This is a genomic window from Streptomyces sp. NPDC005820 (genome assembly GCF_040630255.1).
GTDB lineage: Bacteria > Actinomycetota > Actinomycetes > Streptomycetales > Streptomycetaceae > Streptomyces.
On sequence record NZ_JBEXXE010000044.1, the window covers coordinates 1 to 22,293 of the forward strand.

The 22,293-nt window shown below is 72.6% G+C and carries 21 protein-coding genes and 2 pseudogenes; 12 read left to right on the plus strand and 11 right to left on the minus strand.

Annotated elements, in window-relative coordinates; all coding sequences use genetic code 11:
* Positions 1-455, plus strand: a pseudogene (locus ABZ464_RS39825) (IS200/IS605 family accessory protein TnpB-related protein); the annotation flags it as partial.
* Between the two features lie 41 nt (positions 456-496).
* Complete coding sequence (locus ABZ464_RS39830; RefSeq protein ID WP_359286260.1) at positions 497-1,231, plus strand: phosphotransferase; 735 nt, start codon at positions 497-499, stop codon at positions 1,229-1,231.
* A gap of 29 nt (positions 1,232-1,260) precedes the next feature.
* Here ABZ464_RS39830 and ABZ464_RS39835 read toward each other — a convergent pair whose 3' ends face one another.
* Positions 1,261-1,725, minus strand: a complete 465-nt coding sequence (locus tag ABZ464_RS39835) for a nuclear transport factor 2 family protein (RefSeq protein ID WP_359286263.1) — start codon at positions 1,723-1,725, stop codon at positions 1,261-1,263.
* A gap of 113 nt (positions 1,726-1,838) precedes the next feature.
* Entirely contained in the window at positions 1,839-2,864 is a 1,026-nt protein-coding gene (locus tag ABZ464_RS39840; RefSeq protein ID WP_359286265.1) for an MBL fold metallo-hydrolase, read from the minus strand.
* 105 nt (positions 2,865-2,969) lie between these two features.
* Between ABZ464_RS39840 and ABZ464_RS39845 the strand changes: the two genes are divergently transcribed.
* The 3 genes from ABZ464_RS39845 (at position 2,970) to ABZ464_RS39855 (ending at position 5,571) form a co-directional block, all read left to right on the plus strand.
* Positions 2,970-4,427, plus strand: a complete 1,458-nt coding sequence (locus ABZ464_RS39845) for an aldehyde dehydrogenase (RefSeq protein WP_359286268.1) — start codon at positions 2,970-2,972, stop codon at positions 4,425-4,427.
* Positions 4,428-4,434: 7 nt separating this feature from the next.
* The gene (locus ABZ464_RS39850; RefSeq protein WP_055635455.1) at positions 4,435-4,668 is read left to right on the plus strand and encodes a ferredoxin; all 234 of its coding nucleotides are present in this window, start codon (positions 4,435-4,437) and stop codon (positions 4,666-4,668) included.
* A 624-nt stretch (positions 4,669-5,292) separates the two neighbouring features.
* Positions 5,293-5,571 (plus strand): hypothetical protein, encoded by a 279-nt coding sequence (locus ABZ464_RS39855; protein ID WP_359286269.1) that lies wholly within the window; start codon positions 5,293-5,295, stop codon positions 5,569-5,571.
* Here the strand turns inward: ABZ464_RS39855 and ABZ464_RS39860 are convergent, their stop codons facing one another.
* A complete protein-coding gene (locus tag ABZ464_RS39860) occupies positions 5,572-6,195 on the minus strand; it encodes a TetR family transcriptional regulator (protein WP_359286271.1) in 624 nt (207 codons plus the stop codon).
* Between the two features lie 226 nt (positions 6,196-6,421).
* Here ABZ464_RS39860 and ABZ464_RS39865 point away from each other — a divergent pair, with 226 nt between their 5' ends.
* The 3 genes from ABZ464_RS39865 to ABZ464_RS39875 are packed head-to-tail and all read left to right on the plus strand — an operon-like array spanning position 6,422 to position 9,611.
* Entirely contained in the window at positions 6,422-7,804 is a 1,383-nt protein-coding gene (locus tag ABZ464_RS39865) for a glycosyltransferase family 4 protein (protein ID WP_359286273.1), read from the plus strand.
* Complete coding sequence (locus ABZ464_RS39870; protein ID WP_359286276.1) at positions 7,798-8,544, plus strand: class I SAM-dependent methyltransferase; 747 nt, start codon at positions 7,798-7,800, stop codon at positions 8,542-8,544. Before ABZ464_RS39865 ends, ABZ464_RS39870 begins: the two co-directional genes overlap by 7 nt.
* Positions 8,541-9,611, plus strand: coding sequence for a prenyltransferase (locus tag ABZ464_RS39875; RefSeq protein ID WP_359286278.1), 1,071 nt, complete (start codon positions 8,541-8,543; stop codon positions 9,609-9,611). Before ABZ464_RS39870 ends, ABZ464_RS39875 begins: the two co-directional genes overlap by 4 nt.
* A gap of 91 nt (positions 9,612-9,702) precedes the next feature.
* On the opposite strand, the gene ABZ464_RS39880 is transcribed toward ABZ464_RS39875, so the two are convergent.
* Complete coding sequence (locus ABZ464_RS39880) at positions 9,703-9,993, minus strand: hypothetical protein (RefSeq protein WP_359286281.1); 291 nt, start codon at positions 9,991-9,993, stop codon at positions 9,703-9,705.
* 148 nt (positions 9,994-10,141) lie between these two features.
* Here ABZ464_RS39880 and ABZ464_RS39885 point away from each other — a divergent pair, with 148 nt between their 5' ends.
* On the plus strand, positions 10,142-10,615 hold the full coding sequence (locus ABZ464_RS39885; RefSeq protein ID WP_359286284.1) for a hypothetical protein: 474 nt from the start codon (positions 10,142-10,144) through the stop codon (positions 10,613-10,615).
* A gap of 12 nt (positions 10,616-10,627) precedes the next feature.
* Here ABZ464_RS39885 and ABZ464_RS39890 read toward each other — a convergent pair whose 3' ends face one another.
* From ABZ464_RS39890 to ABZ464_RS39910, 5 genes and pseudogenes are all read right to left on the minus strand, one after another.
* Positions 10,628-11,638: an LLM class F420-dependent oxidoreductase gene (locus ABZ464_RS39890; protein WP_359286287.1), complete on the minus strand. Its 1,011-nt coding sequence runs from the start codon at positions 11,636-11,638 to the stop codon at positions 10,628-10,630.
* Between the two features lie 113 nt (positions 11,639-11,751).
* Complete coding sequence (locus tag ABZ464_RS39895; RefSeq protein WP_359286290.1) at positions 11,752-12,564, minus strand: DUF5336 domain-containing protein; 813 nt, start codon at positions 12,562-12,564, stop codon at positions 11,752-11,754.
* 169 nt (positions 12,565-12,733) lie between these two features.
* Positions 12,734-12,904: pseudogene (locus tag ABZ464_RS39900) on the minus strand (N-acetylmuramoyl-L-alanine amidase); the annotation flags it as partial.
* Positions 12,905-12,909: 5 nt separating this feature from the next.
* Positions 12,910-13,788, minus strand: a complete 879-nt coding sequence (locus ABZ464_RS39905; protein ID WP_359286477.1) for an N-acetylmuramoyl-L-alanine amidase — start codon at positions 13,786-13,788, stop codon at positions 12,910-12,912.
* Positions 13,789-13,960: 172 nt separating this feature from the next.
* Positions 13,961-15,427 (minus strand): MFS transporter, encoded by a 1,467-nt coding sequence (locus tag ABZ464_RS39910; protein ID WP_359286293.1) that lies wholly within the window; start codon positions 15,425-15,427, stop codon positions 13,961-13,963.
* Positions 15,428-15,666: 239 nt separating this feature from the next.
* On the opposite strand from ABZ464_RS39910, the gene ABZ464_RS39915 reads away from it, so the two are divergent.
* Positions 15,667-17,370 (plus strand): MFS transporter, encoded by a 1,704-nt coding sequence (locus tag ABZ464_RS39915; RefSeq protein WP_359286295.1) that lies wholly within the window; start codon positions 15,667-15,669, stop codon positions 17,368-17,370.
* A gap of 191 nt (positions 17,371-17,561) precedes the next feature.
* Entirely contained in the window at positions 17,562-18,215 is a 654-nt protein-coding gene (locus tag ABZ464_RS39920) for a class I SAM-dependent methyltransferase (RefSeq protein ID WP_359286298.1), read from the plus strand.
* Positions 18,216-18,852: 637 nt separating this feature from the next.
* Here the strand turns inward: ABZ464_RS39920 and ABZ464_RS39925 are convergent.
* Both ABZ464_RS39925 and ABZ464_RS39930 read right to left on the minus strand, forming a co-directional pair.
* Positions 18,853-19,485 carry a response regulator transcription factor gene (locus ABZ464_RS39925; RefSeq protein ID WP_359286479.1) on the minus strand — a complete coding sequence of 211 codons (633 nt, stop codon included), beginning with the start codon at positions 19,483-19,485 and terminating at the stop codon, positions 18,853-18,855.
* Between the two features lie 32 nt (positions 19,486-19,517).
* On the minus strand, positions 19,518-21,056 hold the full coding sequence (locus ABZ464_RS39930) for a histidine kinase (protein WP_359286301.1): 1,539 nt from the start codon (positions 21,054-21,056) through the stop codon (positions 19,518-19,520).
* A gap of 362 nt (positions 21,057-21,418) precedes the next feature.
* Here ABZ464_RS39930 and ABZ464_RS39935 point away from each other — a divergent pair, with 362 nt between their 5' ends.
* Positions 21,419-22,276 (plus strand): MaoC/PaaZ C-terminal domain-containing protein, encoded by an 858-nt coding sequence (locus ABZ464_RS39935; protein ID WP_359286304.1) that lies wholly within the window; start codon positions 21,419-21,421, stop codon positions 22,274-22,276.
* Positions 22,277-22,293 lie beyond the last annotated feature (17 nt).

Sequence of the window (22,293 nt, forward strand, 5' to 3'; positions counted from 1 at the left end):
GCATGCCGACCGGCAGGCTCCGCGCCCGCCTGACCTCCATGGCCGATACCACCGGTATCACGGTCATCGCCGTGGACCCGGCCTACACCAGCAAGCGGGGCGCCCAGCACTGGCAAAAGCCCCTCACCGGCAAGACGCGCAAGACGACCCGTCACGATGCCGCGGGCATCGCGATCGGGCGACGCGCCCAGGGGCACCCGATCCGGCGACGGACGACACCGCCCCGTGCACACCAGAGCGATGTGCACGGGCATCGGACCGTCCAGGCCGATCGGCGTGCCCCCCGGGCGTGAGGGACCCCGCCCCGCATCCCCGGACCACGGACCCGATCCGTGCCGTCGGACGCGGCGAGTACACGGGCGACCAGGACAACCAGAACCGTTCGGGATGTCCGCAGTGACCAGGCATGGGTCCAAGACTCACTCCTGCTCACTGATGAGGAACGGTGGCTGTGAGACCCGCGCCGCAGCTCGCCCCGCCCCGCTAGGTTTTGGCCATGACCACTACGGGGAGCGCGCCGGTCCCGGGCAGACTGCTCGGCTCCGGCCGTACGGCGGACGTGTACGAGATCGACGGGGCGTGGGTGCTGCGCCGCGACCGGGAGGGCTGGAGCGACGCGGCCGCCGAGGCGGCGGTCATGGAGCACGTACGGCGGCACGGCTATCCCGCGCCCGCCGTACGCACCGCCGCCTCGCGCACCGACCTGGTGATGGAGCGGCTGGAGGGGCCGACGATGCTCCAGGCGTTCGCGGCGGGCACGCTGGACGCCGCCGCGGCGGGCACCCTCCTCGCCCGGCTGCTGCGCGCACTGCACGCCGTACCCGGCCGCTCCCCGTCCCTGCCCGGTGTGCGCGTCCTGCACCTCGACCTCCACCCCGAGAACGTGATCCTCACCGCCGACGGCCCCCGGGTCATCGACTGGGGGACCGCGGAGGACGGCGATCCCGGCCTGGACTGGGGCATGTCCGCGGTGATCCTCGCCCAGGCCGCCGTCTCGGCCGAGCCGTACGCCGGTGTGGCCCGCGCGACCCTGACCGCGCTGCTCGCCGACCCTTCGGGGCTCGACCCTTCAGGGCTCGACCCTTCCGGGCCTTCCGGGCTCGACGAGAAGGGCCTGGCGGAGGCGCTGCGGCGGCGGGCGGCGAATCCGACGATGAGCGGGGAGGAGGTCGGACTGCTGGCAGCGGCCGAGGAGTTGATCCGGTCGCTGTCCGCCCGGGACCTGCCCTGAAGCGTGTGGGAGAAGGCTGCGAACGCGCTTCAGAGGCGGGGTGTGGGGCGGTCGCAGGGCAGACGCAGGGTGCGGGCCTCGAGCAGCCAGGAGCCGTCGGGGGTGCGGCGCAGGGTGTCCTCGTAGTGGCCGATCCCTACGGGGGCAGGGGCCTTGGCCGGAGCCGGGGTCGGACTGGGGATGAAGGCCGGGACGGGTTCCACGCGGAAGGTCGTGAAGTACGAGGTCGCCGTCGCCGTGTCCGGGGACGTCACCCGGACCCGGACGTCCGCCATCAGCCGGCGGGCGTGCCGGTCGGCGGGGCGGGAGCCGAAGTGGGCGCGCAGGGCGGCGCGCCCCTTCACCAGCCGGTCGCCCTCCGGCCAGGTCCAGACGCCGTCCTCGGTGAACAGCTCGGCCACGGAGCCGGGTTCGCCGAGGTCGAGGCGGCGGACGAGGTCGAGGAGCAGACGCTGGCAGGCGCGTTCGGCGAGAAGCTGCGCGATCGGGTCCATGGGTGACGGCACCTAGGGGTCCGGGACAGAGGTGGCAGCACCGTAGGCCCACGGCGTGAACGGAGCGGTTCCCTCCCGTGAACGGCACCGCTCCTGCGCGCCCCCGGCTTTCCCTAGGTGGCCACGTACGTCATGGGATCGCTCCCCGGCACCGCCTCCGCCCGCCCCAGCTTCACCAGGCGCCGCAGATGGGACTCCGCCTCCGAGACGGCGATGGTCCGGGAACCGTAGGGGATCTGCTCCCAGGGGCGGTTCCACTCCATGCGCTCGGCGAGCTGCCAGGGGGTGAGGGGGGTGGCGAGCAGGGTGAGGAGGCCGGTGAGGCGGGTCTCGTGGTGGGTGAGCAGCTCCCGTACCCGGGACGGGGCGTCGGTGAAGGGGTGCTGGTGGGCCGGGAGGACCTCGGCGGGGGCGAGGCGGCCGACGCGTTCTAGGGAGTCGAGGTAGTCGCCGAGGGGGTCGGTGACGGTGGTGTCGTCGGGGTCCTCGTAGAGGCCGATGTGGGGGCTGATCTCGGGGAGGAGATGGTCCCCGGAGAACAGCCGGCCGTGGCCGGGGAGCCCGGCCGGGTGCTCCTCCTCCAGGTGGAGGCAGACATGGCCTGGGGTGTGGCCCGGCGTCCAGATCGCCCGCAGCCGGCGACCGGGCAGTTCGAGAAGCTCACCGGGGACGATCTCCCGGTCGGGCAGCGCAGGCGAAAGCCCGGGCAGCGTACGCCGCCGGGCCGTCCGCATCGGCGCGATGTGCTCCTCGGGGGCGCCGGCCGCGGCCAGCTTGTCCGCCATGTACGCATACCAGCGCTCGGTACGGGTCTCGCGCGCCCGGCGCACGATCGAGGCGTCCGCCGCGTGCATCGCCACCCACGCCCCGGACACCTCCCGCACCTTGCCCGAAAGCCCGTGGTGATCGGGATGGTGGTGCGTGATGACGACCCCGTGCACCTCCGACACGGCCGTACCGCAGGCAGCGAGCCCGTCGACGAGCGCGTCCATCGACGCCGGATCGTCCCACCCCGTGTCGACCAGCACCGGCCCCCGGTCGGTGTCCACGACATACACCAGCGTGAACCCCAGCGGATTGTCCGGAATCGGCACCCGCAGCGACCGCACACCCCCACCATGATCGAACGCCACCGCCATCTGCCCTCCGTCCCCCGGCCGATCCATGGCCATTGCCCACTATAACTAGAACTGGTATCAGTTTCTGAAACACCGTCAGAAATGATGCGGACGAAGGCAGTGGCCATGGCTGAGCTCGTGGAACACGGAAAGCTGTTCATCGGCGGAGAGTTGACGGATCCCCTCGGCGATGCCGTCATCGAGGTGATCTCGCCGCACACCGAGGAGGTCATCGGGCGGGTGCCGCATGCCTCGGCGGCCGATGTGGACCGGGCCGTCGCCGTCGCCCGGCGGGCCTTCGACGAGGGGCCCTGGTCACGGCTCTCCCTCGACGAGCGGATCGCGGTCGTCAGCCGGATCAAGGACGGCATCGCGATGCGCCACGAGGAGATCGCCCGCGTGATCTCCTCCGAGAACGGCTCCCCGTACTCCTGGAGCGTCCTCGCCCAGGCCCTCGGCGCGATGATGGTCTGGGACGCGGCGATCACCGTCGCCCGGAACTTCACCTACGAGGAGCGCCGCGACGGCGTGCTCGGGAAGATCCTCGTGCGGCGCGAGCCGGTGGGCGTGGTCGCGGCCGTCGTCCCCTGGAACGTGCCGCAGTTCGTCGCCGCCGCCAAGCTCGCGCCCGCGCTGCTCACCGGCTGCTCGGTGATCCTCAAGCCGTCGCCGGAGTCGCCGCTGGACGCCTACCTCCTCGCGGACATCGCGCGCGAGGCCGGGCTGCCGGAGGGGGTGCTGTCGATCCTGCCGGCGGACCGCGAGGTCAGCGAGTACCTGGTCGGGCACCCCGGCGTCGACAAGGTCTCCTTCACCGGCTCGGTCGCGGCGGGCAGGCGGGTCATGGAGGTGGCCTCCCGCAACCTCACCCGCGTCACGCTGGAACTCGGCGGCAAGTCGGCCGCGATCGTGCTGCCGGACGCCGACCTGGAGTCCGCGGTCGCCGGGATCGTCCCGGCCGCCTGGATGAACAACGGGCAGGCCTGTGTGGCCCAGACCCGCATCCTGCTGCCGCGCTCGCGCTACGACGAGTTCGCCGACGCCTTCGCCGCCGCCGCGAGCGCCCTCGTCGTCGGCGACCCGCTGGACCCGGCCACCCAGGTGGGCCCGCTGGTGGCCGAGCGGCAGCAGCGCCGCAACCTCGACTACATCCGCATCGGCCAGGAGGAGGGCGCGAAGGTTCTGACGGGCGGCGGCCGCCCGGCCGGCCTGGAGCGCGGCTGGTACGTCGAGCCGACCCTCTTCGGCGACGTCGACAACTCCATGCGGATCGCCCGCGAGGAGATCTTCGGCCCGGTGATCTGCCTCCTCCCCTACGGCGACGAGTCCGAGGCCCTGAAGATCGCCAACGACTCCGACTACGGGCTGAGCGGCAGCGTGTGGACGGCGGACGTGGCGCACGGCATCGGGATCGCCCGGCAGGTCCGTACGGGGACGTACTCCGTCAACACCTTCAGCCTCGACATGCTCGGCCCGTTCGGCGGCTACAAGAACAGCGGACTGGGCCGGGAGTTCGGGCCCGAGGGCTACGGCGAGTACCTCGAGCACAAGATGATCCATCTGCCGGCGGGCTGGGAAGGCTGAGAGGGCCATGGGGGACCGTTGGCACGTGGAGGTCGACCGCTCGCTGTGCATCGGCTCGGCCCAGTGCATCCACCACGCCCCGGACGGCTTCCGCCTCGACACCGCCCGCCAGTCCCACCCGGTCGCCCCGGACGCGGACGCGAACGAGCGGGTGCTGACGGCGGCGGAGAGCTGCCCCGTGGAGGCGATCGCGATCACCCTGCTGGACAGTGGGGAGGCGGTGTTCCCTCCGGAGGACTGAGACTCCCGAAGGAGCGGAGAAGCCGACTCCCGAAAGGACGGAAAAATCTTCCCCTCAGGGGGTTCCATCCGCTTCTGTCCGTCTTATCCTGTTATTGGCCTACGAGGCGAGTGAGGGAGTCCGACCGGAGTAGCCGACCGCAGCGCGACGCGAAGGCATCCGCTGAGGCCGACGTCGACGGTAGGGCTGAGAGGCCGGAAGGCAGCAGTCGGGCCGGAAGGCGACCCCCAACACCTGATCCGGACCATGCCGGCGAAGGGAACCCGTCTCGTAGGTTTTCGCGTGCCGGTGCGTGGCCTGGCCTGCGGCCATGACCGAGCACGAGCAGCGGTACGGCGCGGCCGACATCCGGGTCGTCGAGGGCGGCGAGGCCGTGCGCCGGACGCCGGGCATGTACTTCGGCGTCGGGCTGGACAGTCCGCAGCTGCCCACACGGGCGTTCGCCCAGGTGGTGGGCTGGTCGCTGCACCCGGCCACGGCGGTCGCCCCCGTGCACGCCCTGCGCGTCGAGGCGGAGATCCTCGGCGACCTCGCCTTCACCGTCGTCGACGACGCGTCCGAGGCGCTGGGGACGGACGGAGCGCCGCGCCCGGGCTTCGGCTCACTGATCGGCCCGTATCGCTGGTGCGGCTGGGCGGCGTCCGTGGTGAGCGCGCGCACGGTGGTCGAGGTCTGGCGGGACGGCCTCGGCTTCCGTCAGGAGCTGGCGGCCGGCCGCTGGGGGAGCCGGAGCGGTTCACCCCGCCGACCGGGTCGGGCACGCGGACGGTCTTCGAGCTCGACGAGGCGTCTCTCGCCCCCGGCGCGGCGATCACCGCCGACCCGGGCTCGCTGGACCTGCACGGTGCGGCGTGCGGGGAGTCCGACGGGCCGGCCCGCCTCCTCCTGCGTGACCTGCGCTGATCAGCCCGAGGCCCGCCCCGGGTCCGTCACGTCGATCAGGCGGCACACCGTCTCGATGTCGATCCGTACCTGGGCGATGGACGCGCGGCCCGAGAGCCAGGTGATCAGGGCCGAGTGCCAGGTGTGCTCGATGACGCGGACCGCCGACAGCTGCTCGGGGGTGGGGTCGGTCAGGCCCATCGCGTCGAGGATGATCGCCGTCGTCTGGCGGGAGACCTGGTCGACCTCGGGGGAGACGCTGCGGTCGGCGAAGGTGAGCGCGCGGACCATCGCGTCGGCCAGATGAGGCTCGCGCTGCAGGGCCCGGAAGGCGCGCATCAGGGTCTCCGCGACCCGCTCCGCCGGGCGCTCCCCGGACGGCGGCTTCTTGCGGAGCGTGCCGTGCATGTGCTCCAGCTGGTCCTGCATGGTGGCGACCAGCAGATGCACCTTGGAGGGGAAGTACCGGTACAGCGTGCCGAGCGCGACCTGCGAGGACTCCGCGACCTCCCGCATCTGCACCGCGTCGAAGCCGCCCCGGCTCGCCAGTTGCGCGCTCGTGTGCAGGATGCGCCGGCGGCGGGCCTCCTGCCGCTCCGTGAGGGGGGAGGAGGCCGGGCGCTGGGGGGAGTCTTGCGCAGGCATGGGGTCCCGTTCCGTTCCGTGACAGTCGGTGAGGGTCGGTGATCACACAGCATGGCAGGGCCGCCGGGGCGCGGTGAGCCGTGGCGTGAATCACCTGATCCACTTCTCCCGGCACCCCTACCAGCCGGTAGATTCGGAGCCTCCCGAACGATCAAGTCTGAAACTTGTTCTAGATTAGCGTCTCGTCGTAATCTCGCGGGACAGTGCAGGCAGAAGGGGGCCCGGAGTGACCGCTGAGGCCAGTCAGGCGGGGTCCCGACATGACCTCGCCGCTGACGGCGGGCGACCGCTCGACATCGCGCTCCTCACCTATAAGGGGAACCCGTTCTGCGGCGGCCAGGGCGTCTACGTACGGCACCTGTCGCGTGAACTGGTCCGGCTCGGCCACCGCGTCGAGGTCATCGGCTCACAGCCGTACCCCGTACTCGACGAGGGCTACGACGGCCTGAGCCTGACCGAGCTGCCCAGCCTCGACCTCTACCGCTCCCCGGACCCCTTCCGGACCCCCGGGCGCGACGAGTACCGCGACTGGATCGACGCCCTCGAGGTCGCCACCATGTGGACCGGCGGCTTCCCCGAGCCGCTCACCTTCTCCCTGCGCGCCCGCCGTCATCTGCGCGCCCGGCGCGGTGAGTTCGACGTCGTGCACGACAACCAGACCCTCGGCTACGGGCTGTTGGGTGACGTGGGCGCTCCTCTCGTCACCACCATCCACCACCCCATCACCGTGGACCGGCAGTTGGAGCTCGACGCCGCGGACAGCTGGCAGCAGCGACTGTCCAAGCGCCGCTGGTACGCGTTCACCCGGATGCAGAAGCGCGTCGCCCGACGGCTGCCGTCGGTGCTCACCGTCTCCGGCACCTCCCGCAAGGAGATCGTCGACCACCTCGGCGTCCGCGACGACCGGATCCACGTCGTCCACATCGGCGCCGACACCGACCTGTTCTGCCCGGACCCGTCCGTGCCCGTCGTGCCCGGCCGGATCGTCACGACCTCCAGCGCGGACGTCCCTCTCAAGGGCCTGGTCTTCCTCGTCGAGGCGCTCGCGAAGGTGCGCACCGAGCACCCCGACGCCCACCTCGTCGTCGTGGGCAGGCGCCCCGCCGAGGGGCCCGTCGCCCAGACGATCGAACGCTACGGCCTCGAAGGCGCCGTCGAGTTCGTCAAGGGCATCTCCGACGCCGAACTCGTCGACCTGGTGCGCTCGGCACAGGTCGCCTGCGTGCCCTCCCTGTACGAGGGCTTCAGCCTGCCCGCCGCCGAGGCCATGGCCACCGGGACCCCGCTCCTCGCCACCACCGGCGGCGCCATCCCCGAGGTCGCCGGACGCGACGGCGAGACCTGCCTCGCCGTCCCGCCGGGCGACGCGGGAGCGCTCGCGGCGGGCCTCGGCCGGCTCCTCGGCGACGCCGACCTGCGCGCCCGCCTCGGCGCGGCCGGACGCGACCGTGTGCTGCGCAACTTCACCTGGGCACGGGCCGCCGAGGGAACCGTGGCCCGCTACCGCGAGGCGATAGCCGGGGGTGCCCACCGGCCGGCGACCGGGGTGCCCCAAGATGTTGACGTCGTAAACCGAGCATCCGATCGCGAAAGCAGGGCCACGTGCTGACCGTCGACTTCTCCCGGTTCCCGCTCGCCCCGGGCGACCGAGTCCTGGACCTCGGCTGCGGCGCCGGCCGGCACGCCTTCGAGTGCTACCGACGCGGCGCCCAGGTCGTGGCCCTCGACCAGAACGGCGAGGAGATCCGCGAGGTCGCCAAGTGGTTCGCCGCGATGAAGGAGGCCGGGGAGGCGCCGGAAGGCGCCACCGCCACGGCCATGGAGGGCGACGCCCTCGCCCTGCCCTTCCCCGACGAGTCCTTCGACGTCGTCATCATCTCCGAGGTCATGGAGCACATACCCGACGACAAGGGCGTGCTCGCGGAGATGGTCCGGGTGCTCAAGCCCGGCGGCCGCATCGCCATCACCGTGCCCCGCTACGGCCCCGAGAAGGTCTGCTGGGCGCTCTCCGACGCCTACCACGAGGTAGAGGGCGGCCACATCCGCATCTACAAGGCCGACGAACTGCTGGCGAAGATCCGCGAGGCGGGACTCAAGCCGTACGGCACCCACCACGCCCACGCGCTGCACTCGCCGTACTGGTGGCTGAAGTGCGCGTTCGGCGTCGACAACGACAAGGCGCTGCCGGTACGGGCGTACCACCAGCTGCTGGTCTGGGACATCATGAAGAAGCCGCTGGCCACCCGGGTCGCCGAGCAGGCGCTGAACCCGCTCATCGGCAAGAGCTTCGTCGCCTACGCCACCAAGCCGCACCTGCCCCGCACCGACGTCGAGGCGGCCGCCCGGTGACGACCCCCCGGACAGAACACCTCGTCCTGCCCGGGGTCCTCACCGCCGAGCAGGCCGCCGCGACCGTCGCCGGCATCCTCGCCGTACAGCGGGAGGACGGCGCGATCCCGTGGTTCCGGGGCCATCACCTCGACCCGTGGGACCACACCGAGGCCGCGATGGCCCTGGACGCGGCCGGCGAGCACGAGGCCGCCGAGCGCGCCTACCTGTGGCTCGCCCGGCACCAGAACGAGGACGGCTCCTGGTACGCCGCCTACGCCGACGGCGCCTTCGACGACGTCACCGACACCGGCCGCGAGTCCAACTTCGTCGCCTACATCGCCGTGGGCGTCTGGCACCACTACCTCTCCACCGGCGACGACACCTTCCTCGACCGCATGTGGCCGGCTGTCTACGCGGCCGTCGAATGGGTGCTGCGGCTCCAGCAGCCGGGCGGGCAGATCGGCTGGCGGCGGGGCGACGACGGCATCCCGACCGCCGACGCGCTCCTCACCGGCTCCTCCTCCGTCCACCAGGCGCTGCGCTGCGCGCTGGCGATCGCCGAGCAGCGGGAAGAGCCCCAGCCGGACTGGGAGTTGGCCGCGGGCGCGCTGCGGCACGCCATACGGCGCCACCCGGAGCGGTTCCTCGACAAGGACCGCTACTCCATGGACTGGTACTACCCGGTGCTGGGCGGCGCGTTGACCGGCCCTGAGGCCAAGTCCCGTATAGAGGCGGACTGGCAGCGCTTCGTCGTCCCCGGACTCGGTGTGCGGTGTGTCGTGCCCAACCCGTGGGTGACCGGCGGGGAGTCGGCCGAACTCGCCCTGGCGCTGTGGGCGATGGGGGAGTCCGACCGGGCGCTGGAGATCCTGCAGTCCATTCAGCATCTGCGGGACGCGGAGTCGGGGCTGTACTGGACCGGGTTCGTCTTCGAGGACCAGGCGATATGGCCGCAGGAGCTGACTACTTGGACTGCGGGGTCCTTGCTGCTTGCGGTGGCTGCGCTGGGTGGGCATGAGGCCACCTGTGCGGTGTTCGGGGGGGAGCAGCTGCCCTGGGGGCTTGAGGTGGACTGCTGCGGGTGACGCGCCATCGGGGCTGGTCGCGCCCACGCGGCGGAGCCGCATATCGACACAGCCCCGCGCCCCTGACGGGGCGCTCCTGTCGGAGGCGCCTTCAGTGGCGGTGGACTCGATTGGCTATGGCGTGTCCTATGAACAGGTACACCACCGCCGCCAAACCGTAGCCCGCCACCACCCTCGCCCACGCCTCGTCGAACGTGAACAGGTCGTGGGACCAGCCGGCGAGCCAGCGGGCCAGCTCGTGGATGAACTGGACGAACTCGTTGCCGCGGTTGGCGTCCAGCAGGTACATGAGGATCCACAGGCCCAGGATCAGGGCCATCACGTCGGCCACGACCGCGATGACGGTGCCGGCCTGGTTCGCGCCGTTGCGATATCGGGACATGTACACCGGGTTACCGCTCCCGCGCGTCCGAAACCCGCCCCACGAAGGACCGTCATTTCGCTCCCTTCGGCGTGGAGTTGACCCTTCCGGGGGACTCCGTTCGAAGGGGTCGCCGATGATCCTGCCCCCTTGAGCGGCAGGAGGGCCGTTGTCCGACTCCGCAAGACACGCGATCGAGGAACCGAGACTCACCACCCGCCGATTACGCCGCCGGCGGGTGCCCCGGTACGTCGTCGCGCTGCCCCTCGCCCTCGACGCCAAGACGGCCTCCAAGTCGGACTTCTTCAAGGACCCCGAGGTACGGCGGCTCCTGCTCCGGCACGGCATCCGCGTCGACATCCACCGGCTCGGCTCACGCGGCATCGCCACCCAGTCCCTGAAGGCATTGGACGTCGTCTTCCCGTCCGGGCAGCCCGCCGACAAGCTCGTCCTCGACCGGCAGGAAGGTTCCGTCGCCTCGGTCCGGCCCTTCGTCACCCCCCTCGTCCTCGGCACGTTCCGCGGCTACGCCGAGACCCTGGTCAAGGCGGGCGTGGCCGAGCCGCAGCAGTCGGACGGCGGCGGCGACACCCTCCGCGAACGCGGCGAACTCACCCTGAACCCGATCGCGATCTTCCTCTGAGCACACCGGCCTTCAGGCGTTCAGGTCGGCCAGCACCCGCAGGGTCTCCGGGTCCGGGGCCACGACCAGCAGATCCGTCACCGGCCCCTTGCGCCACGGCTCCAGCCGCTCCGCGATCCGTTCCCGCGGCCCGACCAGCGAGATCTCGTCGGCGAAGGCGTCGGGCACCGCCAGCACCGCCTCCTCCCGCCGCCCCGCGAGGAACAGCTCCTGGATCCGCCGCGCCTCCTCCTCATACCCCATGCGCCCCATCAGATCGGCGTGGAAGTTACGGGTCGCGTGCCCCATGCCGCCGATGTAGAACCCGAGCATCGCCTTGACCGGCAGCAGCCCCTCGGAGACATCCGCGCACACCTGGGCCCGCACCAGGGGCGCGACCATGAACCCGTCCCGCAGCTCGTCGAGCCCCGGCCCGTACGCGTCCGGCCGGCCCGGCGACCAGTACAACGGCAGCCACCCGTCGGCGATCCGCACGGTCTGCGCCACGTTCCGCGGCCCCTCGGCCCCCAGCAGCACCGGCAGATCCGCCCGCAGCGGATGGGTGATCGACTTCAACGGCCGCCCCAGCCCCGTCCCGTCCGGCCCCCGGTACGGGTGGGCATGGAACCGCCCCTCCAGCTCCACCGGCGCCCGCCGCGCCAGCACCTGCCGTACGACGTCCACGTACTCCCGGGTCGCGGTCAGCGGCGACTTCGGGAACGGCCGCCCGTACCAGCCCTCCACGACCTGCGGACCCGACAGCCCCAGCCCCAGCATCATCCGCCCGCCCGACAGATGGTCCAGCGTCAGCGCCTGCATGGCGGTCGTCGTGGGGGAGCGCGCCGCCATCTGCGCCACGGCCGTCCCCAGCCCGATCCGCGAGGTCCGCGCCGCGATCCAGGTGAGCGGGGTGAACGCGTCCGACCCCCAGGACTCCGCCGTCCACACCGAGCCGTACCCGAGCCGCTCCGCCTCCAGCGCCAGCTCCACATGCCCGGGCGCGGGGCCGCGCCCCCAGTACCCGAGCGCGAGACCGAGCCGCATATCTGCCTCCTGTCTCCTGACGAACCGTCAGATCCTGGACCGGGCTGCGACTGTACGACAACGGCCCCCCACCCGGAAGGGCGAGGGGCCGTCGGTACGAATCGTCTGCTTGCTCAGCCGCGCTGGATACCCGAGGTGTCCCGCAGCACGCCACGCCGGCCGTCCTGCGTCTGGGCGATGAGACCCTGAGCGCCCTGCTCCACCGCGAGGTACCACGTACCCGGCGCCAACTCCGCGATCGGCATCGGCGCACCGTCCTCCGCGTACAGCGGCCGCGGCACCGGCACCGCGAACCAGAACGGCGAGAAGTCCGGCGCCGGCGGCTGCGCGGCCGGCCCCGGCTGCGCCCCGAACGGCTGCCCCTGCTGCGGCTGCCCACCGAACCCGCCCGGCTGCTGCGCCCCCGGATACCCGTAACCGGCGGGCGGCTGAGCACCGTAGGGCTGAGGCGTCGGCGGCTTGGGCGCGGGGATGAGCCCGGCCTGGAGAGCGGGGACGAGGGGGGTGGCGACGGCGGCGCCGGCCATCAGCAGGGTGGCGATCAGGGCGATGACCAGGCCCGTGCCGGCGCTGGGGGCGCTGGAGTTGTCACCGCCGAAGTTGTCCAGGCCGCCCACCGGGTCGATGACGTTGCCGAGGGCGCTCCACGCGGCGAACAGTGCGAACGCGACGCCGAAGGGCCCCAGCTCCAGACCGGCCACCTTGCGCGGCTGCGGGAGGGCGCGGGAGACGACGACGAGCGCGGCACCGATGAAACCCGCCAGGACGACACCGAGGAGAACCGGTCCGTTCGACCACAGGCTCGGGATGTCGAGGCTGTCGGGAGCGTTGTCGTACGAGTAGTTGTCGAGGAACGACGCGATGAACAGCAACACCGCTGCTCCGATCACCACGCCGTCGCCCCGAGTGAGGGAGCGGATATTCACTTCAGGTCCTTCGTCAGTCGTCTCGTCGTCATCGGTACGTCCGGTAGAGGCGTCGCTGTCACCATGCCGCCCTCGGGCCCCGGTGTGAAGCGCGTGGAACCCCCTGATCGCAGGGACGACACTATCGCCCGTGCGATCGGACTGTCCGCCGGGATCCTCGCGCTGATCACTACCCGCGCAGGAAACTCACGATTCCCTCAGAGATCCCCTGCGCCGCCGTCTGCCCCCGGGCGCCGCTGGTCAGCGGTGCCGTGTCCTTGGTATCGCGCATAGTGCCGTACTCGATGAACACCCTCGGAACCGTTGACAGATTGAGACCGCGCAGGTCCTCACGCGTGACGGCGATTATCGGCGCAGGAAGCCTGCGATGCCCTCAGAGATGCCCAGTGCCGCCTCCTGTCTCCACGCGCCGCTCGTCAGTAGGGCCGCGTCCTTGGTGTCGCGCATGTTGCCGCACTCGATGAACACCTTGGGGACCGTCGACAGATTGAGGCCTCCGAGGTCCTTGCGGGTGTCGAGGCCGGTGCCGTCGCCGATGTAGTTGGACGGTGAACTGCCGGTGCTGTGCGCGAAGTCGTCCGCGATCAGCTGCCCCAGTTCCTTCGAGGGGGCGACGATCGCCCGGGTGTCGGCGGCGCCCTCGTGCACCAGGCCCGGCAGGATCACATGGAAACCCCGGTTGCCCTGCGCCGATCCGTCCGCGTGGATCGACACCACCGCGTCGGCGTGCGCGGCGTTCCCGATCCGGGCCCGCTCGTCGACGCACGGACCGAACGGCCGGTCCCCGTCCTGGGTCAGCTTCACCGTCGCGCCCTGCTCCTGCAGCAGCGTCCGCAGCCGGTGCGCCACGTCGAGCGTGAACTTCGCCTCGCTGTACCCCGCGTTGGTGGACGTCCCCGTGGTGTCGCACTCCTTGAGGTTGGTGCCGATGTCCACCTTGCGGTTGATCTCCGCGGTGTGCTGGGCGTTGGCGACGTTGTGGCCGGGGTCGATGACGACGACCTTGCCCTTGAGGGGGGCGGTGGTGGCGGACGCCGAAGCGGAGAGGGTGCCGGCCTTGTCGTCGGGGGTGCCGTCGGACGGCGAGCCGACGGCGCCTGTCGCGGCCGCCCCCGCCGCCCCGCTCCCGCCGTTTCCGGACCCGCCCAGCGCCTCGTACACCAGCCATCCCAGCAGCGCCCCGGGCACCAGCGCGGCCAGCGCCACGGTCAGCGTGCGCCGCAGCGGGGAGCGGCGCGGCTGCGGGGAGCCGTAGGGGTCGTACGGGTCGGTGGGGCCGAAGGGCTCGGAGTGCGGACCGGTGTAGGACACGCCCGCCACCCTAACGGGCACCCCCACCCGGCCCCGGGAACCGCGCCCGCCCGCCGCTCCGCTCTGTCCCGTCCCCTCCGCCGGATCACCTGCCCGGCCGTCCTGGCCGCAGGGCCGATGACCAGGCGCTCGGGCCCTTCGGTGAGCCAGGCAGCCACAGCAGCATCAGCGCCACCCCCACCAGCAGCACCCCCGTCCCCGTCCGGAACGCCAGCGCGTACCCCGCCGTCAGCGCCTGCGGCGTACCGCTGCCGCCGGTGCGGGACGCCGCGAGGGTGGAGAGCACCGCCAGGCCCAGCGAGCCGCCCATCGTGCGGGAGGTGTTGACCAGGCCCGACACCAGACCGGCCTCGCCCGGGGCGGCTCCCGAGGTGGCCAGCGCGGCGAGCGGGGTCGAGGCCAGGCCGGCGCCCAGCATCATCAGCACGCCGGGCAGCATGATCCCGTTGACGTACCCGGAGTCCGCGCGCATCGTCGACTGCCAGCCGAAGCCGGCCGTGGCGACGAGCGTGCCGAGCACGGCCACCGTGCGCGCACCGGCCGTCCGCATCAGGCGGGGCGCGAGCTTGGAGCCGAGGACGATGGCCAGAGAGCTCGGCACCAGGGCGAGACCGGCCTCCAGTGGGTCGTAGCCGAGGACGTTCTGCGCGTACAGCGTCATGAAGAACCACATCGAGAACATCGCGGAGCCGCACAGGAACATCGCGGCGTTCGCGGCGGACACCGAGCGCAGCCGGAACAGTCCGAGCGGCATCAGCGGGGCCGCCGTGCGCGCCTCGACGGCGAGGAAGAGCCCGATGAGGGCGAGTCCGGCGGCCAGCGGGACGAAGGTCGCCGCCGCCGCCCAGCCCTCGGCCTCCGTCCGGGAGACGCCGTAGGCCAGTGTGGCGAGGCCGGCGGTGACCAGGAGCGCCCCGGGGAGATCCAGCCGTCGCCGGTCCCCGGCCCGGCTCTCGGTGAGGCCGCGCAGCGAGCCGAGCAGGACGACGGCCCCGACGGGCACGTTGATCAGCAGCACCCAGCGCCACGACATCAGGTCCACCAGCGCCCCGCCGACCAGTCCGCCGGCGGCCCCGCCGCCCGCGCCGACCGCCGTCCAGGTGGCGATCGCCCGTGCCCGCGCGGCACCCTCGGGCACGGCGGAGGTGACGATCGTCAGCGTCGACGGGGCGAGGACCGCCGCGCCCAGGCCCTGCACGGCTCGCGCGAGCAGCAGCTGCGGGCCCTCCTGGGCGAGGCCGCCGGCCAGCGAGGCCAGCGTGAACAGGGCGAGCCCGGTGAGGAACATCCGCTTGCGGCCGTAGAGGTCGCCGGCCCGGCCGCCGAGCAGCATGAAACCGGCGAAGGCGATGGCGTAGGCGTTCACCACCCACTGCAGTCCCGACGGGCTCATGCCGAGGTTCGCGCGGATCGACGGGAGTGCCACGTTCACGACGGACACGTCCAGGACGACGAGGAACTGGCCGGCACACGCCAGGGCCACGACCAGCCAGGCGGGGGCAGGGGTGCGGAGGATCGTCCGGGGGCGGGCGGTGTCGGCGGACTTCAGCATGAGCGGCATGGTCTCAACCGGCTTGTGCCCCTTGCATCGGGATTTCGGCATAGGGCCGGAGACCGTGTCGCGAGGGTCCGGGGGCCTAGGCCGGTTTCCCAAGAGAAGCTAAAGAAATTGTTAGTACGCCAAAGTATCGGAATAGTTGCCCATGCATACAGGTTCAGCCCCCATGTAGCCATGCATACAGGTTCAGCTCCCATGTAGCTCTGAACATCCCGCCCCGGAGGCCCCACCCCATGACGCACACGACCGACCGGCCCACCCGCGAAGCGAGCGGAGCCGTCGTCCCCGTGCTCGCCTTCGCGGGCATCGTGGTCGCGGTGATGCAGACCCTGCTGGTCCCGGTCATCAAGGACCTGCCGCAGCTGCTGGACACCGCGCCCAGCAACGCCACCTGGGTCCTGACCTCCACCCTGCTGTCCGGCGCCGTCGCCACCCCGATCATGGGCCGCCTCGGCGACCTCTACGGCAAGCGCCGCCTGCTGATCCTCAGCCTCGCCGTGATGGTCGTCGGCGCCCTGGTCAGCGCCCTCACCAGCACCCTGCTCCCGATGATCGTGGGCCGCACCCTCCAGGGCTTCGCGATGGGCGCGATACCTCTCGGCATCGGGCTGATGCGCGACATGCTGCCCCGCGAGAAGCTCGGCTCGGCCATGGCCCTGATGAGCTCCTCCATCGGCGTCGGCGGCGGCCTCGCCCTGCCCGCCGCCGCCCTGGTCGCCCAGCACGCCGACTGGCACGCCCTCTTCTACGGCGCCGCCGGCCTCGGCGTCCTCTCCATCGTCCTCACCCTCCTCGTCGTCCCCGAGTCCCCGATGCGCGCCGAGGGCTCCTTCGACCTGCCGGGCGCGCTCGGCCTCTCCGCCGGGCTGGTCCTCTTCCTGCTGCCGATCACCAAGGGCAGCGACTGGGGCTGGACCTCCGGCACCACCCTCGGCCTGTTCGCCGCCTCGGCCGTCGTCCTCGTCCTGTGGGGCGTGTACGAGCTGCGCATCGCCGCCCCGCTGGTGGACCTGCGGACGACGGCCCGTCCCGCCGTCCTCTTCACCAACCTCGCCTCGATCATGGTCGGCGTCAGCTTCTACGTCGTCTCGCTCGTCCTTCCGCAGCTCCTCCAGCTGCCCACCGCCACCGGCTACGGCCTCGGCCAGTCCATGGTCGTCGCCGGACTGCTGGTCGCCCCGCTCGGCCTGACGATGATGTTCACCGCGCCCGTCTACGCCCGCGTGTCCGCCAAGTACGGCCCCAAGGTCACCCTGATCCTCGGCATGCTGATCATCGCGGTCGGCTACGGCGCGGGCCTCGGCCTGATGGACGCCGCCTGGCAGAGCCTCGTCATCGCGGTCGTCCTCGGCGCGGGCATCGGCCTCGCCTACTCCTCCCTGCCCGCACTGATCGTCGGCGCGGTCCCGGCCTCCGAGACCGGCGCCGCCAACGGCCTCAACACCCTGATGCGGTCCATCGGTACGTCCGTGTCGAGCGCCGTCATCGGCATGGTGCTCGCCAACACGGCGAACGACGTGAACGGCGTCGCCGTCCCGACCATGCACGGCTTCCGGGTCTCCTTCCTCATCGCCACCGGCGCCGTCGCCGTCGGGCTGCTCTTCGCCCTGATGCTGCCGAAGGCGAAGCGGGCGCCGCAGTTGCTGGCGAGTAGTGAGGAGGCGGTGCGCGGCTTCCGGGGGCTGGTGCTGGACGCCGGAGGCGCGCCGGTGGCGCGGGCCACGGTCACGCTGATCGACCACCGGGGGCGGCAGGCGGGGGCCACCGTCTCGGGGGAGGACGGCAGCTATGCGCTGACCGTGCCGGCCCAGGGGGCGTACGTCCTCGCCGCCAAGGCCTTCGGGCACGGGCCGCTCGCTTCGTCCGCGCGTCACCATGGTGAGGAGCGGGCGGTCGAGCTGGATCTTTCGCTGCCGGGGGAGACGGTGACTGCGTAGCCGCTGGGTGCCGGGTGCGCCGGGGGCGTCGGCGTTCGGCGGGTGCGGGTCCGTCGGGGCTTGTCGCGCCCACGTGGCGGAGCCGCATATGAGTACAGCCCCGCGCCCCTTCGGGGGCGCTGGGCGTACTCCCTGTCGGATGAGCGAGCATGGGGCGCCCAGAGCGTCGTACGACCGAGAGGATGCGCCCCATGCCTGCCGCCGCCCCCAAGCCCGAGATTCTCGCCGCGTTCGAGGCGGCCAAGGGGTTCATGCCTGCCGACGAGGGGCTCGCGTTGTACGCCGCTGCCCTCGTAGCCGGGGGGCTCGGGCTGCCGCTGCTGGAGGTCGGGACCTACTGCGGGCGCTCCACCGTCCTGCTGGCCGACGCGGCCCGGCAGGCCGGGGTCCTCGCGCTCACCGTCGATCATCACCGTGGCAGTGAGGAGCAGCAGCCGGGCTGGGACTACCACGACCCGGAGACCGTCGACCCCGAGATCGGGCTGATGGACACGCTGCCCGCCTTCCGCCGCACGCTGCATCGGGCGGGTCTGGAGGAGCACGTCGTCGCCCTGGTCGGACGCTCCCCGCAGATCGCGAAGATCTGGAACTCGCCCCTCGGTCTCGTCTTCGTCGACGGCGGTCACACCGACGAGCACGCCACCGCCGACTACGAGGGCTGGGCCCCGCATGTCGCCGAGGGCGGCCTTCTCGTCATCCACGACGTCTTTCCCGACCCCGTCGACGAGTTCACCGGGCAGGCCCCCTACCGCGTCTACCTGCGCGCCCTGGCCTCCGGCGCCTTCACCGAGATCTCCGACACCGGCTCACTCCGGGTACTGCGACGCACCGGCACCGGGATCTGACTCCCGGGGTCGGCGATCCCGGCCTTGCCGGCTCCGACGGTCCGGCCCTGGCGGTCCCGGCGGTCCCGGCCTTGCCGGCTCCGGTGGTGCCGGCCCTGGCGGTCCCGGCCGCCCTGCCTCCGACGGTCCGGCCCTGGCCCCGGCGGTTCCGCCCCTCGCCCCGGCCTCGGAGGTTCCGGTAGCGGCGGCTCCGGCGGCTCCGGCCCTGGCGGTCCCGGCCGCCCTGCCTCCGATGGTCTGGCCCTGGCCCCGGCGGTTCCGCCCCTCGCCCCGGCCTTGGAGGTTCCGGTAGCGGCGGCTCCGGTGGTGCCGGCCCTGGCGGTCCCGGCCCCCCGCCTCCGATGGTCCGGCCCTGGCCCCGGCGGCTCTGCCCCCCCGCCCCCCGGCCACGGCCCCGGTCCTCGCCGTCCCGGCGGTCCCGGCCCTGGCCGTCCCGGCCGCCCCGCCTCCGATGGTCCGGCCCTGGCCCCGGCGGCTCTGCCCCCCCGCCCCCCGCCCACGGCCCCGGTCCTCGCCGTCCCAGCGGTCCCGGCCGCCCCGCCTTCGACGGTCCGGCCCTGGCCCCGGCGGCTCCGCCCCCCGCCACCGCCCCCAGACCCCGCCCCCGGAGTTTCCGGCCCGCGGCGGTTTCGGTTCGCTACAGCCAGCCCTGGCGGCGGGCCTCGCGTAGGGCCTCCATGCGGTTGCGGGTGTTCGTCTTGCCGATGGCCGCGGAGAGGTAGTTGCGGACGGTGGACTCCGAGAGGTGCAGCCTCGTCGCGATGTCGGCGACCGTCGCCCCGTCCGCCGACGCCTTCAGTACGTCGCACTCGCGGGCGGTCAGCGGGCTCGGGCCGACGCTGAGCGCGGCCGCGGCGAGCGCCGGATCGACGACCGTCTCGCCCGTCAGCACCCGGCGGATCGCCTCCGCCAGCTCCTCCACGGGACCGTCCTTGACCAGGAACCCGGCGGCCCCGGCCTCCATCGCCCGGCGCAGATAGCCGGGCCGGCCGAACGTCGTCAGGATCAGCACCCGGCAGCCGGGCGCCTCCTCGCGCAGGACCGCGGCGGCGTCCAGGCCGCTCATGCCGGGCAGCTCGATGTCGAGCAGGGCGACATCGGGGCGGTGGACCAGCGCCGCGTCCACGATCCTGTCCCCGGCGCCCACCTGCGCGACGACCTCGATGTCCGGTTCCAGCCCCAGCAGCAGGGCCAGCGCCCCGCGCATCATGCCCTGGTCCTCCGCCAGCAGGACCCTGATGGAGCGGGCGGGACGGCGGTCGCGGGGCATCTCGTTCACGGGCCGGCCGCCGGTCGTGTCGTTCACGGCCCAAGCGTAGGGCCGGCCTGCACCGACGGCACCTCCCCTGCGGCGCCGGAGGGGGCGGCGGGTTCTCGCGCGGGCTCGGGGGCCGTGGCGCGGGTGGCCCTTTGCGGCTGCGCGGCTGCGGACGGGGCCGTGGTCTCTCGCGGCGGCTCGGCTGCGGACCGGGCGGTGGCCCCTCGGGGCTGCTCGGCGGTGATGGGGGTGGCGGTGCCCCGCGTTCGCTCCGGTGCGGAGGAAGTGGTCGCCGGGTCCGGCCGCTCCGGCTCTGTGAACCCCGTTTCCACGGGGAGTTCCGCGGTGACCGTGAAGCCACCCCGGCGGCCCGGGCCGGCCGTCAGGGAGCCGCCCGCCGCCGCCAGGCGCTCGCGCAGGCCGGTCAGGCCCGTGCCTGTGCGGACGGCGCAGGTGGCGGCCGTACCCGTACCGGTGCCGTCGGTTTCGCAGCCGTCGGTTGCGATGGCGGCGCCCGTGCCGTTGTCCGTGACCGTGAGGGAGACCCGCTCCGTCGTGACCGACACCGTGATCTCGCAGGTGGTGGCGCCGCTGTGCCGGACCACGTTGGTGACCGCCTCGCGCACCACCCAGCCCAGCAGGGCCGCCGTCTGCGGCTCCACGGGCGCCCCCGACCGGTGCACGGACGGTGTGACGCCCGCCGCGGTCAGCGCGGAGTGGGCCCGGTCCAGCTCGGTCGCGAGGCTGCCCTCGCGGTAGCCGGTGACCGCCTCCCGTATCTCCGTCAGCGCCTGGCGGCCCACCGACTCGATGTCCGCGATCTGGGTCAGGGCCGCGTCGAGCCGGGCGGGCGCCAGCCGGCGGGCCGCCTCCGACTTCACCACGATCACCGAGAGGGTGTGCCCGAGCAGATCGTGCAGATCGCGGGAGAAGCGCAGCCGCTCCTGGTCCACCGCCTGACGGGCCAGCTCCTCGCGCGCCGCCCGCAGCTCCCGGACGGCTTCCGACAGGCTCAGGATCACGGCCGTCACGATCGTCGAGATCCAGGTGGCGTACGCGGTGTCCAGACCGCCCCAGCCCTTGTGGTGGAAGGCGACCGCGCCCGCCACGACGGCCAGGACCACCCCGGCGATCCTCAGCGGCCGGCCGCGCAGGGAGGCGCCCGTGGCGAGGCCGAGCAGCGGGAAGAACAGCACCCAGCTGCCGCCGTAGCCGAGGGCGAGCCCGATGGTCACCAGCGCCATGAGGGCCAGCGCCACCCGGGTGGAGACCGACTCCCGCTTCTCCTTCACGAAGGCGCGGACGGCGACGTAGATGTAGCAGGAGTTGAAGGTGAGCACGCCCAGGCCGCCGAGCCACGGGTTGGGGGTCTCGCCCTGGAAGAGGTTGGAGAAGGCGCCCATGCCCAGCAGCAGCCACGGCAGCAGGGCGAAGGGGTGCGGCGGCGGGCCCGGGGGCTCGGCCTCCTTGCACGCCCGGCGGCGCTCCCTGTTCCGCCGCACCTGCGCACGCCAGGTCTCCCGGCGGCCGGCGAGCGCACGCCACCACTCGGACCGGCGCTCACTCCGTGTCGACCTCGTCATCTCTGCTGCCCCCGTTCCAGCGGTGCCCACGTTCTCGACGCTACGGCCTCGGGCGGCGCTCCGGCAGATCGGGATGTCACCGGTCCACCGGTACAACTGTCATAGCCCCGGAAGACCGCCCCAGGAGACCGCCCCCGCGGACCGCCCCGCCCGTCTCCGGCCCCCGTCTCTGACACACCGTCAGGAGCCTTCACAACTGTCGAGCCCTGGGCTATACAAAAGGCGCCGGACTGGAACGCGTTCTAGATCGGCGAGCGACGGCCTCGGTGCGCCCGATCGGTGCGGACGGTCGCACCGAGGTCTTGACAGTTCCGTGCCCTCCAGAGTCACCACCGTGCCCTCCACGGACACACAGGAGCCCCATGCCCATCGACGCAGCCAAGGCCCTTGCCGCCGAACCCCGGTCCGGCGGGATCTCCTGGACCCGCAAGGACGTCCAGCTCTACCACCTCGGGATCGGCGCCGGAATCCCCGCCACCGACCCCGACGAGCTGCGGTACACCCTGGAGTCGCGCCTGCACGTCCTGCCCAGCTTCGCCACCGTCGCGGGCTCCGGCTCGCCCGGTGTGATCAGCGGACTGTCCATGCCGGGCGTCGACGTCGACCTCGCCCGCGTCCTGCACGGCGGCCAGCGCCTGGAGATCCACCGCCCCCTGCCCACCGAGGGCGCCGCCACCGCGACGGGCCGGATCGCCGCCGTGTACGACAAGGGCAAGGCCGCCGTCCTGGTCATGCGCACCGAGGTCGCCGACGCCGAGGGCCCGCTGTGGACCAACGACGCCCAGATCTTCGTACGGGGAGAAGGCGGCTGGGGAGGCGACCGGGGGCCGTCCGGACGCCTCGACGCGCCCGTCGGGGAGCCGGACCGGACCGTCGAGCGGGCCGTGCGCGAGGACCAGGCGCTGCTCTACCGGCTCTCCGGCGACTACAACCCGCTGCACGCCGACCCCGAGTTCGCCAAGCGCGCCGGGTTCGACCGGCCCATCCTGCACGGCCTGTGCACCTACGGGATCACCCTCAAGGCCGTCGTCGACACCCTGCTGGACGGGGACGTGAGCCGGGTGCGGTCGTACACCACCCGCTTCGCCGGGGTCGTCTTCCCCGGCGAGACCCTGCGCATCCGGATGTGGCGCGGGCAGGGCGAGGTGCGGGTGGCGGTGAGCGCCGTCGAGCGCGACGACGCCGCCGTCCTCGCAGACACGATCGTCGAACACTCCTGACCTGACCTGACCTGACC